Here is a 14,793-nt window from a genome sequence, read left to right on the forward strand (position 1 = left end):
AGTGGGTGATAGCCCCGTACACGAAAATCTCTTGTCAATGAAATCGAGTAGGACGGAGCACGAGAAACTTTGTCTGAACATGGGGGGACCATCCTCCAAGGCTAAATACTACTGACTGACCGATAGTGAACCAGTACCGTGAGGGAAAGGCGAAAAGAACCCCGGAGAGGGGAGTGAAATAGAACCTGAAACCGTATGCGTACAAGCAGTGGGAGCCTACTTTGTTAGGTGACTGCGTACCTTTTGTATAATGGGTCAGCGACTTATATTCAGTGGCGAGCTTAACCGAATAGGGGAGGCGTAGCGAAAGCGAGTCTTAATAGGGCGTTTAGTCGCTGGGTATAGACCCGAAACCGGGCGATCTATCCATGGGCAGGTTGAAGGTTAGGTAACACTGACTGGAGGACCGAACCGACTACCGTTGAAAAGTTAGCGGATGACCTGTGGATCGGAGTGAAAGGCTAATCAAGCTCGGAGATAGCTGGTTCTCCTCGAAAGCTATTTAGGTAGCGCCTCATGTATCACTCCAGGGGGTAGAGCACTGTTTCGGCTAGGGGGTCATCCCGACTTACCAAACCGATGCAAACTCCGAATACCTGGAAGTGCCGAGCATGGGAGACACACGGCGGGTGCTAACGTCCGTCGTGAAAAGGGAAACAACCCAGACCGTCAGCTAAGGTCCCAAAGTCATGGTTAAGTGGGAAACGATGTGGGAAGGCTTAGACAGCTAGGAGGTTGGCTTAGAAGCAGCCACCCTTTAAAGAAAGCGTAATAGCTCACTAGTCGAGTCGGCCTGCGCGGAAGATGTAACGGGGCTCAAACCATGCACCGAAGCTACGGGTGTCATCTTACGATGACGCGGTAGAGGAGCGTTCTGTAAGCCTGTGAAGGTGAGTTGAGAAGCTTGCTGGAGGTATCAGAAGTGCGAATGCTGACATGAGTAACGACAATGCGAGTGAAAAACTCGCACGCCGAAAGACCAAGGTTTCCTGCGCAACGTTAATCGACGCAGGGTTAGTCGGTCCCTAAGGCGAGGCTGAAAAGCGTAGTCGATGGAAAACAGGTTAATATTCCTGTACTTCCAGTTATTGCGATGGAGGGACGGAGAAGGTTAGGCCAGCCTGGCGTTGGTTGTCCAGGTTTAAGGTGGTAGGCTGAAATCTTAGGCAAATCCGGGATTTCAAGGCCGAGAGCTGATGACGAGTTGCCTCTAGGCGACGAAGTGGTTGATACCATGCTTCCAAGAAAAGCTCCTAAGCTTCAGATAACTGGGAACCGTACCCCAAACCGACACAGGTGGTTAGGTAGAGAATACCAAGGCGCTTGAGAGAACTCGGGTGAAGGAACTAGGCAAAATGGCACCGTAACTTCGGGAGAAGGTGCGCCGGCGAGGGTGAAGGACTTGCTCCGTAAGCCCATGCCGGTCGAAGATACCAGGCCGCTGCGACTGTTTATTAAAAACACAGCACTCTGCAAACACGAAAGTGGACGTATAGGGTGTGACGCCTGCCCGGTGCCGGAAGGTTAATTGATGGGGTTAGCGCAAGCGAAGCTCTTGATCGAAGCCCCGGTAAACGGCGGCCGTAACTATAACGGTCCTAAGGTAGCGAAATTCCTTGTCGGGTAAGTTCCGACCTGCACGAATGGCGTAACGATGGCGGCGCTGTCTCCACCCGAGACTCAGTGAAATTGAAATCGCTGTGAAGATGCAGTGTATCCGCGGCTAGACGGAAAGACCCCGTGAACCTTTACTATAGCTTTGCACTGGACTTTGAATTTGCTTGTGTAGGATAGGTGGGAGGCTTTGAAGTGGGGACGCCAGTTCTCATGGAGCCATCCTTGAAATACCACCCTGGCAACTTTGAGGTTCTAACTCAGGTCCGTTATCCGGATCGAGGACAGTGTATGGTGGGTAGTTTGACTGGGGCGGTCTCCTCCCAAAGAGTAACGGAGGAGTACGAAGGTGCGCTCAGACCGGTCGGAAATCGGTCGTAGAGTATAAAGGCAAAAGCGCGCTTGACTGCGAGACAAACACGTCGAGCAGGTACGAAAGTAGGTCTTAGTGATCCGGTGGTTCTGTATGGAAGGGCCATCGCTCAACGGATAAAAGGTACTCCGGGGATAACAGGCTGATACCGCCCAAGAGTTCATATCGACGGCGGTGTTTGGCACCTCGATGTCGGCTCATCACATCCTGGGGCTGAAGCCGGTCCCAAGGGTATGGCTGTTCGCCATTTAAAGTGGTACGCGAGCTGGGTTTAGAACGTCGTGAGACAGTTCGGTCCCTATCTGCCGTGGACGTTTGAGATTTGAGAGGGGCTGCTCCTAGTACGAGAGGACCGGAGTGGACGAACCTCTGGTGTTCCGGTTGTCACGCCAGTGGCATTGCCGGGTAGCTATGTTCGGAAGAGATAACCGCTGAAAGCATCTAAGCGGGAAACTTGCCTCAAGATGAGATCTCACTGGGATCTTGAATCCCCTAAAGGGCCGTCGAAGACTACGACGTTGATAGGTTGGGTGTGTAAGCGCTGTGAGGCGTTGAGCTAACCAATACTAATTGCCCGTGAGGCTTGACCATATAACACCCAAGCAATTTGCGCGTAAGAAGCCAAATTGTGGTGGTGAAGACGAAAGAACCGAAAGTTCGCAACATCACAAATATCGCATATCCGAATTCGCTGGGCTGTCCATCTGGACATTCTGGCAACAGAATTTCTTGACGACCATAGAGCATTGGAACCACCTGATCCCATCCCGAACTCAGCAGTGAAACGATGCATCGCCGATGGTAGTGTGGGGTTTCCCCATGTGAGAGTAGGTCATCGTCAAGATTCATTTCGCAAAACCCCTATCTGCGCATGCAGGTAGGGGTTTTGTCTTTGTGGTGCAAAAATTCCCGGGCATACGCAGCCCCTGTGGGAGCGGGCGCGCCCGCGAACACCGGCAAAGCCGGTGCCATTCACCGCGTCGCCTGTTTCGCGGCGGTTCGACGCTTCGACTTGCCCGCTCCCACACCGATCATGTCAGCCTGATGGCATTCTTACAGGCTTGTGCGATCCCTGTGGGAGCGGCCGTTCGCCGCCGCCGGCAGCCCTTTTCCTATGCAAGCCAACAGCCCATAGCTATCATGCCTGCCTTATTCCAAGTCGAGACTGGCATGCTGAAGTTGTTGAATCTCCTCAAGGATGGTCGGTTCCATTCCGGAGAAGCTCTGGGGTCGGCCCTCGGGGTAAGTCGCAGCGCCGTTTGGAAGCAGCTGCAGCATCTGGAGAGCGAACTGAACCTCACCATTCACAAGGTTCGTGGGCGCGGCTATCAGTTGGCGGCGCCACTGGCTTTGCTCGATGCACAAGCGATTGCCGGGTTTGCCGAAGGCGAGCAGTGGCCCGTTTTCATCCACGAAACCATCGACTCGACAAATGCCGAAGGCCTGCGGCTCGCCGGGGAAGGGCAGAACGCTCCATTCCTGGTCCTGGCCGAGCGCCAGAGCGCCGGCCGTGGTCGTCGCGGTCGGCAGTGGGTCAGTCCGTTTGCCGAAAACCTCTATTACAGCCTGGTACTCCGTGTGGATGGTGGCATGCGCCAGCTCGAGGGCTTGAGCCTGGTGGTGGGGTTGGCGGTAATGCGTACCCTGCAGGCGTTTGGGGTTAAGGATGTGGGGCTCAAATGGCCCAACGATGTCCTCGTTCGCGGGCAGAAGATCACCGGTATCCTCCTGGAGTTGGTGGGTGACCCGGCAGATGTCTGTCATGTGGTGCTGGGTATCGGCATCAATGTGAACATGCAGGTCAACGATCAGGTCGACCAGGTGTGGACCTCGATGCGCCGCGAAGTAGGGGCGGCAGTCGACCGTAACCGGCTGGTAGCGTTGCTCAGTCAGCAATTGCAGCACGAATTGGCACGGCATCGTCGCTACGGGTTTGCCGCATTCCAGGAAGAATGGGAGCAGGCGCACCTCTGGCAGGGGCGCAATGTTTCTCTGGTTGCCGGTAGCACGCGTATTGATGGCGTGGTTCTTGGCGTCGACGGGCAGGGCGGCTTGCGCCTTGAGGTGGACGGGGTGGAAAAGAGCTTCAGTGGTGGTGAGCTCAGTTTGAGGTTGCGTGATGATTCTTGAGCTCGATTGCGGTAACAGCTTCATCAAGTGGCGGGTAATCCACGTCGCTGATGCAGCGATTGAAAGCGGCGGTATCGTCGACTCCGATCGGGCGCTGGTGGCCGAAGTGGCTGCACTGGCTTCGGTGCGTCTGACCGGCTGCCGCATTGTCAGTGTGCGCAGTGAGGAAGAAACCGATGCGCTTTGCGCGTTGATTGCCCAGGCATTTGCCGTGCAAGCGCGCGTGGCGCACCCGGCTCAGGAAATGGCGGGTGTGCGCAATGGCTATGACGACTACCAGCGCCTGGGCATGGACCGTTGGTTGGCGGCGCTCGGAGCATTTCACCTGGCCAAGGGCGCTTGCCTGGTCATCGATCTGGGCACCGCTGCCAAAGCGGATTTCGTTGCGGCGGACGGTGAGCACCTGGGGGGCTACATCTGCCCGGGTATGCCATTGATGCGTAGCCAGTTGCGTACTCACACCCGACGTATCCGTTATGACGATGCCTCGGCCGAGCGTGCATTGGCCAGCCTGGCGCCAGGTCGCTCGACGGTCGAGGCGGTCGAGCGCGGTTGCGTGTTGATGCTCCAGGGTTTTGCGCGTACCCAGCTCGAGCAGGCGCGTGCGTTGTGGGGGGAGGATTTCACGGTGTTCCTCACAGGTGGCGATGCGCCGCTGGTTAGGGAGGCCGTGCCCCAGGCGCGTGTCGTGCCTGACCTGGTTTTCGTAGGCCTGGCTATGGCCTGCCCATTGGATTGAGGTGCCTATGCGTTGGTTGTTTCTGCTGTTACTGGTGCTCAACGTCTTCTATTACGTGTGGCACCAGCAGGAAGCCCCGCTGAAGGTCAAGGAAGTCGCGCCCCTGTCGCTGTACAAGGGGAATCAGCAAGAAATCCGCCTGTTGCGCGAAACGGGGGTGTCGGCGCCACCCAAGCGCCGGGATGAGTGCCTGGTGGTCGGTGGCGTGATGGGGCAGGGCCAGCTCGATGCACTGCGTCAGCGCCTGTTGAGCCTGGATATTGCCACGCTGCCGGTGGTGGGGCAGCTGCCAGGGGCGGATGGTCGTTGGCTCAAGGTTGCCCCGGAAAGCGAGCGTTTGCTGGACCAAACCGTGCTAGCGACTCTTTCCAACGATTTCAAAGACTTAAAACACAAAATTATTTTCTGCCAGGGTATTGCAACTGGCGAATAGCTTGATAGAATGGCGCCCGCTTCACAGGGAACACCACTCAGGTGGCAGAACTGGAAGCGGTGTCAAAGCAGCTAAGTTTCAGATTTGATTGAAAAAATTTGAAAAAACGCTTGACACCAGGACGGCAGACAAATAGAATGCCGGCCACATCTGGAGGGATTCCCGAGCGGTCAAAGGGGACGGACTGTAAATCCGTTGCGAGAGCTTCGAAGGTTCGAATCCTTCTCCCTCCACCAGTTTTAGCGAGAGCCGCAAGCTCCGCGGGTATAGTTTAGTGGTAGAACCTCAGCCTTCCAAGCTGATGATGCGGGTTCGATTCCCGCTACCCGCTCCAAGTTTGCTGGATTTTGCACAAAGTGTTTCGCTCTTGTAGCTCAGTTGGTAGAGCACACCCTTGGTAAGGGTGAGGTCAGCGGTTCAAGTCCGCTCAAGAGCTCCATATAAACAAGGCAGATATGAAAATATCTGCCTTTGTTTTATCAGCGCAAGACTATTTCTTCTGCGGAGGATTGTATCGATGGCTAAGGAAAAGTTTGATCGTTCCCTTCCCCACGTTAACGTCGGCACTATCGGCCACGTTGACCACGGTAAGACCACTCTGACCGCAGCTCTGACTCGCGTCTGCTCCGAAGTTTTCGGTTCGGCAGTCGTTGAGTTCGACAAGATCGACTCGGCTCCGGAAGAAAAAGCGCGCGGTATCACCATCAACACCGCTCACGTCGAGTACAACTCGAACATTCGTCACTACGCTCACGTTGACTGCCCAGGTCACGCTGACTACGTGAAGAACATGATCACCGGTGCTGCCCAGATGGACGGCGCGATCCTGGTTTGCTCGGCCGCCGATGGTCCGATGCCACAAACCCGTGAGCACATCCTGCTGTCCCGTCAGGTAGGCGTTCCTTACATCGTGGTCTTCCTGAACAAGGCTGACCTGGTAGACGACGCCGAGCTGCTGGAACTGGTCGAGATGGAAGTTCGCGACCTGCTGTCCACCTACGACTTCCCAGGCGACGACACCCCGATCATCATCGGTTCGGCTCGTATGGCCCTGGAAGGCAAAGACGACAACGAAATGGGTACTACCGCTGTCAAGAAGCTGGTAGAAACTCTGGATGCCTACATCCCTGAGCCAGTTCGTGCCGTTGACCAGCCGTTCCTGATGCCGATCGAAGACGTATTCTCGATCTCGGGTCGTGGTACCGTTGTTACCGGTCGTATCGAGCGTGGTATCGTCCGCGTTCAGGATCCGCTGGAAATCGTTGGTCTGCGTGACACCACCACCACCACCTGCACCGGTGTTGAGATGTTCCGCAAGCTGCTGGACGAAGGCCGTGCTGGCGAGAACTGCGGCGTTCTGCTGCGTGGTACCAAGCGTGACGACGTTGAGCGTGGCCAGGTTCTGGTCAAGCCAGGTTCGGTCAAGCCGCACACCAAGTTCACCGCAGAAGTCTACGTTCTGTCGAAGGAAGAAGGCGGTCGTCACACTCCGTTCTTCAAAGGCTACCGTCCTCAGTTCTACTTCCGTACCACTGACGTGACCGGTAACTGCGAACTGCCGGAAGGCGTTGAAATGGTAATGCCAGGTGACAACATTCAGATGACTGTTACCCTGATCAAGACCATCGCAATGGAAGACGGTCTGCGCTTCGCTATCCGTGAGGGCGGTCGTACCGTCGGCGCCGGCGTCGTAGCAAAAATTATTGAATAAGTAGTTGATTTACTTGATCAGGCCGGTATAATGGCCGGCCTGATACAGCGTTACAGGTCAGTAGCTCAATTGGCAGAGCGACGGTCTCCAAAACCGTAGGTTGGGGGTTCGATTCCCTCCTGACCTGCCATTTCACCTCGGTGTGATGGCTTTCTTCTCACAGGATCCTCCTCGATGACTCCCAAAACTGAAGCCCAAGAATCGCGTTTTGATCTGTTCAAGTGGCTGGCTGTAGTGGCTTTGGTGGTTGTCGGTGTAGTGGGTAACCAGTATTACTCCGCCTCCCCGATCCTGTATCGCGTCCTCGCACTTCTCGTCCTGGCTGCTGTCGCGGGCTTTGTAGCTCTGCAGACTGCGAAGGGCAAGTCGTTCTTTGCGCTGGCGAAGGAAGCTCGTACCGAGATTCGTAAAGTCGTGTGGCCGACCCGCCAGGAAACCACCCAGACCACGCTGATTGTCGTGGCTGTCGTGCTGGTTATGGCACTGCTGCTGTGGGGTCTTGATTCCCTGCTCGGCTGGGCGGTCTCCTTGATCGTTGGCTAAAGGTGTCCCGTGGCTAAGCGTTGGTATGTTGTGCATGCTTACTCGGGTTACGAGAAGCATGTAATGCGCTCCCTGATCGAGCGCGTCAAGCTGGCTGGCATGGAAGACGGTTTCGGCGAGATCCTGGTCCCGACCGAAGAAGTCGTCGAAATGCGCAACGGCCAGAAGCGCAAGAGTGAGCGTAAATTCTTCCCTGGCTATGTACTGGTCCAGATGGAGATGAACGAAGGGACTTGGCACTTGGTCAAGGACACCCCTCGTGTGATGGGCTTTATTGGTGGCACCGCAGACAAGCCTGCGCCGATCACCGATAAAGAAGCAGAGGCTATCCTGCGTCGCGTTGCCGACGGTAGCGACAAGCCGAAGCCGAAGACGCTGTTCGAGCCGGGTGAAGTGGTTCGAGTCATTGACGGTCCGTTCGCTGACTTCAATGGTAGTGTCGAAGAGGTTAACTACGAAAAGAGTCGCCTGCAGGTAGCGGTGCTCATTTTCGGTCGCTCTACTCCGGTGGAGCTCGAGTTCAGCCAGGTCGAAAAGGTCTAGGCGGACGAAGCATCCCATACCCCGCAGCCCTGTGTGCTGCGGGGTTTTGTCGTCACTGGGATAAAACGCAAGTCATCCGGGGAGCCAACAGGCGTTCGTACCCGATTTTGGAGTAGCTCATGGCTAAGAAGATTCAGGCTTACATCAAGCTGCAAGTTAAGGCCGGCCAGGCCAACCCAAGCCCACCCGTTGGTCCAGCACTGGGTCAACACGGTGTGAACATCATGGAATTCTGCAAGGCCTTCAACGCCCGTACCCAGGGTCAAGAAGCCGGCCTGCCGACTCCTGTGATCATCACTGTCTACAGCGACCGTAGCTTCACCTTCGAGACCAAGAGCACCCCTGCCTCGGTTCTGCTGAAGAAAGCTGCTGGCCTGACCAGTGGTTCGGCTCGCCCGAACACCGTTAAAGTCGGTACCGTTACCCGTGCTCAGCTGGAAGACATCGCCAAAGCTAAACAGGCTGATCTGACTGCCGCTGACCTGGACGCTGCTGTACGCACCATCGCTGGCTCTGCCCGCAGCATGGGCCTGAACGTGGAGGGTGTGTAATGGCTAAGCTGACCAAACGCCAAAAGGCAATCGCCGAGAAAATCGAAGCAGGCAAGGCCTACAACTTCGAAGAAGCGGCCACTCTGCTGGCTTCGCTGCCGGCTGCCAAGTTCGTAGAGTCCTACGACATCGCCGTTAACCTCGGTGTTGACCCGCGTAAATCCGACCAGGTCGTACGTAGCGCTACCGTGCTGCCGCACGGCACTGGCAAGACCGTTCGCGTTGCTGTCTTCACCCAGGGTCCAGCTGCTGAAGCCGCTCTGGCTGCCGGCGCTGACCGCGTAGGCATGGACGATCTGGCTGCCGAAATGAAAGGCGGCGACCTGAACTATGACGTCGTTATCGCATCGCCTGATGCCATGCGCGTTGTAGGTCAGCTGGGTCAGGTTCTGGGTCCTCGCGGCCTGATGCCTAACCCGAAAGTTGGTACCGTGACCCCAGACGTAGCCGGCGCCGTCAAGAACGCCAAGGCTGGTCAGGTTCGCTACCGTACCGACAAGAACGGTATCATCCACACCTCCGTTGGCAAGGTCGGCTTCGAAGCCGGCAAGCTGAAGGAAAACGTTGAAGCCCTGATCGCTGATCTGAAGCGTATCAAGCCAGCTTCCTCGAAAGGTATCTACGTCAAGCGCGTTACCCTGAGCACCACCATGGGCCCAGGTCTGGTCATCGATCAGAGCTCGCTGAACGTGTAAGAACATGGTGGCGCGACCTGTCGCGCCACCAGCAAAAATTGGGGTCCCTGCCTGGCGGGGGCTATCCAAGACCGTAGGCGGCGCAAGCCTTAAAACACCAGCCCACGCAGATGGTGCTCCCGATTCGTTACCGAATCAGACACCAAAACGACATCCGGCTCCGGCCAGATGAAACGGTAAAAACCAGGAGTAAACCCGTGGCAATTAAACTCGAAGACAAGAAGGCCATCGTCGCTGAAGTCAACGAGGCTGCCAAAGTCGCTCTGTCCGCTGTCGTGGCTGATGCCCGTGGTGTGACTGTAGGCGCAATGACCGGACTCCGTAAAGAGGCCCGCGAAGCTGGCGTTTACGTACGTGTCGTACGTAACACCCTGCTGAAGCGCGCTGTTGAAGGCACCGAATTCTCGATCCTCAACGACGCGTTCAAAGGCCCGACCCTGATTGCTTTCTCCAACGAACACCCGGGCGCTGCTGCTCGTCTGTTCAAAGAGTTCGCCAAGGGTCAGGACAAGTTCGAGATCAAGGCAGCTGCGTTTGACGGCAAGTTCCTTGCCGCTAACCAGATCGACGTGCTGGCAACCCTGCCAACTCGCGACGAGGCTATCGCACAGCTGATGAGCGTAATCCAAGGTGCAACCAGCAAGCTGGCTCGTACCCTGGCAGCTCTGCGCGACCAGAAAGAAGCTGCTGCTGCCTAAGGCACGCGCAACTCTTTCAAAATCATACGTTTAATTTGATGGCTGCGTAGGCTGTCACCCCAATACAGGATTGAAGTCATGTCTCTGACTAACGAGCAAATCATCGAAGCAATCGGCCAGAAAACTGTTCTGGAAATTGTTGAACTGATCAAAGCGATGGAAGAAACCTTCGGCGTTACCGCTGCTGCCGCTGTTGCCGCTGGCCCAGCCGCTGGCGCTGCTGCCGCTGTTGAAGAACAGACCGAGTTCAACGTCGTTCTGACCGAAGCTGGCGACAAGAAAGTAAACGTGATCAAGGCCGTTCGTGAACTGACCGGTCTGGGCCTGAAAGAAGCCAAAGAGAAAGTCGACGGCGCTCCTCAGGTTATCGCTGAAGGCGTTTCGAAAGAAGCCGCTGAAGACGCGAAGAAGAAGCTGGAAGAAGCTGGCGCTAAAGTCGAGCTGAAGTAATCTCGACCTTGCGACTCCAGTCCGAGCGTTGAGCGAAGGGCTGATGGCTGGTGGCTTATGCCACCGGCCTTTTTCCGTTATTGGTGGCCGGTCAGGCCGGCCCCGATAACAAGCTGCAAGACACCCATGTGGGTGGCGCAAACCAAGGGGTTTGCACGATTTTCTGGCTGCTCCCGCCGGGAGAAGCCAAACAAGCAGGTGACCAAGCTGGGGAACGCTGATGGCTTACTCATACACTGAGAAAAAACGTATCCGCAAGGACTTTAGCAAGTTGCCGGACGTCATGGATGTGCCTTACCTCCTGGCCATCCAGCTGGATTCGTATCGCGAATTCCTGCAAGCGGGAGCATCCAAGGATCAGTTCCGCGACGTCGGCCTGCACGCGGCCTTCAAATCGGTATTCCCGATCATCAGCTACTCCGGCAATGCTGCCCTGGAGTACGTAGGCTATCGCCTGGGCGAACCCGCCTTCGATGTGAAGGAATGTGTCCTGCGTGGCGTGACCTTCGCGGTCCCACTGCGGGTCAAGGTGCGCCTGATCATCTTCGACAAGGAATCGTCGAACAAAGCGATCAAGGACATCAAAGAGCAAGAAGTCTACATGGGTGAAATCCCCCTGATGACTGAGAACGGTACCTTCGTTATCAACGGTACCGAGCGTGTGATCGTTTCCCAGCTGCACCGTTCGCCTGGTGTGTTCTTCGACCACGACCGTGGCAAGACTCACAGCTCCGGCAAGCTGTTGTACTCCGCTCGCATCATCCCTTACCGTGGCTCCTGGCTGGACTTCGAGTTCGATCCGAAGGACTGCGTATTCGTACGTATCGACCGTCGCCGCAAACTGCCGGCCTCGGTGCTGCTGCGTGCCCTGGGTTACAGCACTGAAGAAGTGCTGAACACCTTCTACACCACCAACGTGTTCCACATTTCCGGCGAGAAACTCAGCCTGGAACTGGTACCGCAGCGTCTGCGTGGTGAGGTTGCAGTCATGGATATCCATGACGAAACCGGCAAAGTCATCGTCGAGCAGGGCCGCCGTATTACCGCGCGCCACATCAACCAGCTCGAGAAGGCCGGCGTCAAGCAGCTGGACGTTCCTATGGAATACGTCCTGGGCCGCACTACCGCCAAGGCTATCGTGCATCCGGCTACCGGCGAGATCCTGGCCGAATGCAACACCGAGATGACCACCGAACTGCTGATCAAGGTCGCCAAGGCACAGGTTGTCCGTATCGAGACCCTGTACACCAACGACATCGATTGCGGTCCGTTCATCTCCGATACCCTGAAGATCGACACCACCAGCAACCAGCTGGAGGCCCTGGTCGAGATCTACCGCATGATGCGTCCTGGCGAGCCGCCAACCAAGGATGCTGCCGAGACCCTGTTCAACAACCTGTTCTTCAGCGCCGAGCGTTACGACCTGTCCGCCGTTGGCCGCATGAAGTTCAACCGTCGTATCGGTCGTACCGAGATCGAAGGTTCGGGCGTGCTGAGCAAGGAAGATATCGTCGAGGTTCTGAAGACCCTGGTCGACATCCGTAACGGCAAAGGCATCGTCGACGACATCGACCACCTGGGTAACCGTCGCGTACGTTGCGTCGGCGAGATGGCCGAGAACCAGTTCCGCGTTGGCCTGGTGCGTGTCGAGCGCGCGGTCAAGGAACGCCTGTCGATGGCGGAAAGCGAAGGCCTGATGCCGCAAGACCTGATCAACGCCAAGCCGGTTGCGGCGGCGGTGAAAGAGTTCTTCGGCTCCAGCCAGCTGTCCCAGTTCATGGACCAGAACAACCCGCTCTCCGAGATTACCCACAAGCGCCGCGTCTCCGCACTCGGCCCAGGTGGTCTGACCCGTGAGCGTGCCGGCTTCGAAGTCCGTGACGTACACCCGACCCACTACGGCCGTGTGTGCCCGATCGAGACCCCTGAAGGTCCGAACATCGGTCTGATCAACTCCCTGGCTGCCTATGCCCGCACCAACCAGTACGGCTTCCTGGAAAGCCCGTACCGCGTGGTGAAGGAAGGCGTGGTCAGCGACGACATCGTGTTCCTGTCGGCCATTGAAGAAGCGGATCACGTCATCGCCCAGGCTTCGGCCGCGATGAACGAGAAGAAGCAGCTGATCGATGAGCTGGTAGCTGTTCGTCACCTGAACGAATTCACCGTCAAGGCGCCGGAAGACGTCACCCTGATGGACGTTTCGCCGAAGCAGGTTGTTTCCGTCGCTGCGTCGCTGATTCCGTTCCTCGAGCACGACGACGCCAACCGTGCATTGATGGGTTCGAACATGCAGCGTCAGGCTGTACCGACCCTGCGCGCCGACAAGCCGCTGGTAGGTACCGGCATGGAGCGCAACGTTGCCCGTGACTCCGGTGTCTGCGTGGTTGCTCGCCGCGGTGGCGTGATCGACTCGGTCGACGCTAGCCGTATCGTTGTTCGCGTTGCTGACGACGAAGTTGAAACCGGCGAAGCAGGTGTGGATATCTACAACCTGACCAAGTACACCCGTTCGAACCAGAACACCTGCATCAACCAGCGTCCGCTGGTGAGCAAAGGTGACAAGGTTCAGCGTGGCGACATCATGGCCGATGGCCCGTCCACCGACATGGGTGAACTGGCACTGGGTCAGAACATGCGCATCGCGTTCATGGCGTGGAACGGCTTCAACTTCGAAGACTCCATCTGCCTGTCCGAGCGTGTGGTTCAGGAAGACCGCTTCACCACCATCCACATCCAGGAACTGACCTGTGTGGCGCGTGACACCAAGCTTGGCCCAGAGGAAATCACTGCGGACATCCCGAACGTGGGTGAAGCCGCACTGAACAAGCTGGACGAAGCCGGTATCGTCTACGTGGGTGCCGAAGTCGGCGCTGGCGACATCCTGGTCGGCAAGGTAACGCCAAAAGGCGAAACCCAGCTGACTCCGGAAGAAAAACTGCTGCGCGCAATCTTCGGTGAGAAGGCCAGCGACGTTAAGGATACCTCCCTGCGCGTGCCAACCGGCACCAAGGGTACCGTCATCGACGTACAGGTCTTCACCCGTGATGGCGTCGAGCGCGACAGTCGCGCCCTGGCCATCGAGAAGATGCAGCTGGACGAGATCCGCAAGGACCTCAACGAAGAGTTCCGCATCGTCGAAGGTGCAACCTTCGAGCGTCTGCGTTCTGCCCTGAACGGCCAGGTGGTCGACGGTGGCGCGGGCCTGAAGAAAGGCACCGTGATCACTGACGAAGTACTGGACGGTCTGGAGCATGGCCAGTGGTTCAAACTGCGCATGGCCGAAGATGCACTGAACGAGCAGCTGGAAAAGGCTCAGCAGTACATCGTCGATCGTCGCCGTCTGCTGGACGACAAGTTCGAAGACAAGAAGCGCAAGCTGCAGCAGGGTGATGACCTGGCACCGGGCGTACTGAAGATCGTCAAGGTTTACCTGGCAATCCGCCGTCGCATCCAACCGGGTGACAAGATGGCCGGTCGTCACGGTAACAAGGGTGTCGTCTCGGTAATCATGCCGGTCGAAGACATGCCGCACGACGCCAACGGTACTCCGGTCGATGTCGTACTGAACCCGCTGGGTGTGCCTTCGCGTATGAACGTCGGTCAGATCCTCGAAACCCACCTGGGCCTGGCGGCCAAGGGTCTGGGCGAGAAGATCGACCGCATGATCGAAGAGCAGCGCAAGGCCGCTGAACTGCGCGTGTTCCTGACCGAGGTCTACAACGAGATCGGCGGTCGTCAGGAAAACCTGGACGAGTTCACCGACGAAGAGATCCTGGCCCTGGCCCACAACCTGAAGAAGGGCGTGCCAATGGCTACCCCGGTCTTCGACGGTGCCAAGGAGCGCGAGATCAAGGCCATGCTGAAGCTGGCCGACCTGCCAGAGAGCGGCCAGATGGTGCTGTTCGATGGCCGTACCGGCAACAAGTTCGAGCGTCCTGTGACCGTTGGTTACATGTACATGCTCAAGCTGAACCACTTGGTGGACGACAAGATGCACGCGCGTTCCACTGGTTCCTACAGCCTGGTTACCCAGCAGCCGCTGGGTGGTAAGGCGCAGTTCGGTGGTCAGCGTTTCGGGGAGATGGAAGTGTGGGCGCTGGAAGCATACGGCGCGGCATACACCCTGCAAGAAATGCTCACAGTGAAGTCGGACGACGTGAACGGCCGTACCAAGATGTACAAGAACATCGTGGATGGCGATCACCGTATGGAGCCGGGCATGCCCGAGTCCTTCAACGTGTTGATCAAAGAGATCCGTTCGCTCGGTATCGATATCGATCTGGAAACCGAATAACACGTGACGCGAAGGGGAG

Annotated in this window: 11 protein-coding genes, 4 tRNA genes and 2 rRNA genes (1 of these 17 running past the window's edge); all 17 read left to right on the forward strand. The window is 57.0% G+C overall.

Going from position 1 to position 14,793, the window contains the following annotated elements:
* Window positions 1-2,578, forward strand: a 23S ribosomal RNA gene (locus ABX298_RS12840) (it extends 315 nt beyond the left edge of the window).
* Between the two features lie 137 nt (window positions 2,579-2,715).
* Window positions 2,716-2,831: ribosomal RNA gene (gene rrf, locus ABX298_RS12845) — 5S ribosomal RNA — on the forward strand.
* Window positions 2,832-3,157: 326 nt separating this feature from the next.
* Window positions 3,158-4,117: a bifunctional biotin--[acetyl-CoA-carboxylase] ligase/biotin operon repressor BirA gene (gene birA / locus ABX298_RS12850; RefSeq protein WP_025337485.1), complete on the forward strand. Its 960-nt coding sequence runs from the start codon at window positions 3,158-3,160 to the stop codon at window positions 4,115-4,117.
* Entirely contained in the window at window positions 4,107-4,856 is a 750-nt protein-coding gene (locus ABX298_RS12855; protein ID WP_367394460.1) for a pantothenate kinase, read from the forward strand. Before birA ends, ABX298_RS12855 begins: the two co-directional genes overlap by 11 nt.
* Before the next feature lie 7 nt (window positions 4,857-4,863).
* The gene (locus ABX298_RS12860) at window positions 4,864-5,289 is read left to right on the forward strand and encodes a hypothetical protein (protein ID WP_025337487.1); all 426 of its coding nucleotides are present in this window, start codon (window positions 4,864-4,866) and stop codon (window positions 5,287-5,289) included.
* A 152-nt stretch (window positions 5,290-5,441) separates the two neighbouring features.
* A tRNA-Tyr gene (locus ABX298_RS12865) sits at window positions 5,442-5,525 on the forward strand.
* A gap of 24 nt (window positions 5,526-5,549) precedes the next feature.
* Window positions 5,550-5,623, forward strand: a tRNA-Gly gene (locus ABX298_RS12870).
* 29 nt (window positions 5,624-5,652) lie between these two features.
* Window positions 5,653-5,728, forward strand: a tRNA-Thr gene (locus tag ABX298_RS12875).
* A 78-nt stretch (window positions 5,729-5,806) separates the two neighbouring features.
* Complete coding sequence (gene tuf, locus ABX298_RS12880; RefSeq protein ID WP_013970626.1) at window positions 5,807-7,000, forward strand: elongation factor Tu; 1,194 nt, start codon at window positions 5,807-5,809, stop codon at window positions 6,998-7,000.
* A 54-nt stretch (window positions 7,001-7,054) separates the two neighbouring features.
* Window positions 7,055-7,130 (forward strand) — tRNA-Trp (locus tag ABX298_RS12885).
* Between the two features lie 44 nt (window positions 7,131-7,174).
* Complete coding sequence (gene secE, locus ABX298_RS12890) at window positions 7,175-7,543, forward strand: preprotein translocase subunit SecE (protein ID WP_003257081.1); 369 nt, start codon at window positions 7,175-7,177, stop codon at window positions 7,541-7,543.
* 9 nt (window positions 7,544-7,552) lie between these two features.
* Window positions 7,553-8,086 (forward strand): transcription termination/antitermination protein NusG, encoded by a 534-nt coding sequence (gene nusG, locus ABX298_RS12895; RefSeq protein ID WP_003255501.1) that lies wholly within the window; start codon window positions 7,553-7,555, stop codon window positions 8,084-8,086.
* 119 nt (window positions 8,087-8,205) lie between these two features.
* A complete protein-coding gene (rplK, locus tag ABX298_RS12900; protein WP_003255500.1) occupies window positions 8,206-8,637 on the forward strand; it encodes a 50S ribosomal protein L11 in 432 nt (143 codons plus the stop codon).
* Window positions 8,637-9,332: a 50S ribosomal protein L1 gene (gene rplA / locus ABX298_RS12905; protein WP_013970629.1), complete on the forward strand. Its 696-nt coding sequence runs from the start codon at window positions 8,637-8,639 to the stop codon at window positions 9,330-9,332. The genes rplK and rplA overlap by 1 nt, the downstream gene beginning before the upstream one ends.
* A 197-nt stretch (window positions 9,333-9,529) precedes the next feature.
* On the forward strand, window positions 9,530-10,030 hold the full coding sequence (gene rplJ, locus ABX298_RS12910; RefSeq protein ID WP_003257082.1) for a 50S ribosomal protein L10: 501 nt from the start codon (window positions 9,530-9,532) through the stop codon (window positions 10,028-10,030).
* A gap of 78 nt (window positions 10,031-10,108) precedes the next feature.
* Window positions 10,109-10,480, forward strand: a complete 372-nt coding sequence (gene rplL / locus ABX298_RS12915; protein ID WP_013970630.1) for a 50S ribosomal protein L7/L12 — start codon at window positions 10,109-10,111, stop codon at window positions 10,478-10,480.
* A gap of 220 nt (window positions 10,481-10,700) precedes the next feature.
* Window positions 10,701-14,774, forward strand: coding sequence for a DNA-directed RNA polymerase subunit beta (rpoB, locus tag ABX298_RS12920; RefSeq protein ID WP_013970631.1), 4,074 nt, complete (start codon window positions 10,701-10,703; stop codon window positions 14,772-14,774).
* The last annotated feature ends 19 nt before the right edge of the window (window positions 14,775-14,793 follow it).

The organism is Pseudomonas sp. X4, from assembly GCF_040784925.1.
GTDB classification, from domain to species: domain Bacteria; phylum Pseudomonadota; class Gammaproteobacteria; order Pseudomonadales; family Pseudomonadaceae; genus Aquipseudomonas; species Aquipseudomonas putida_Z.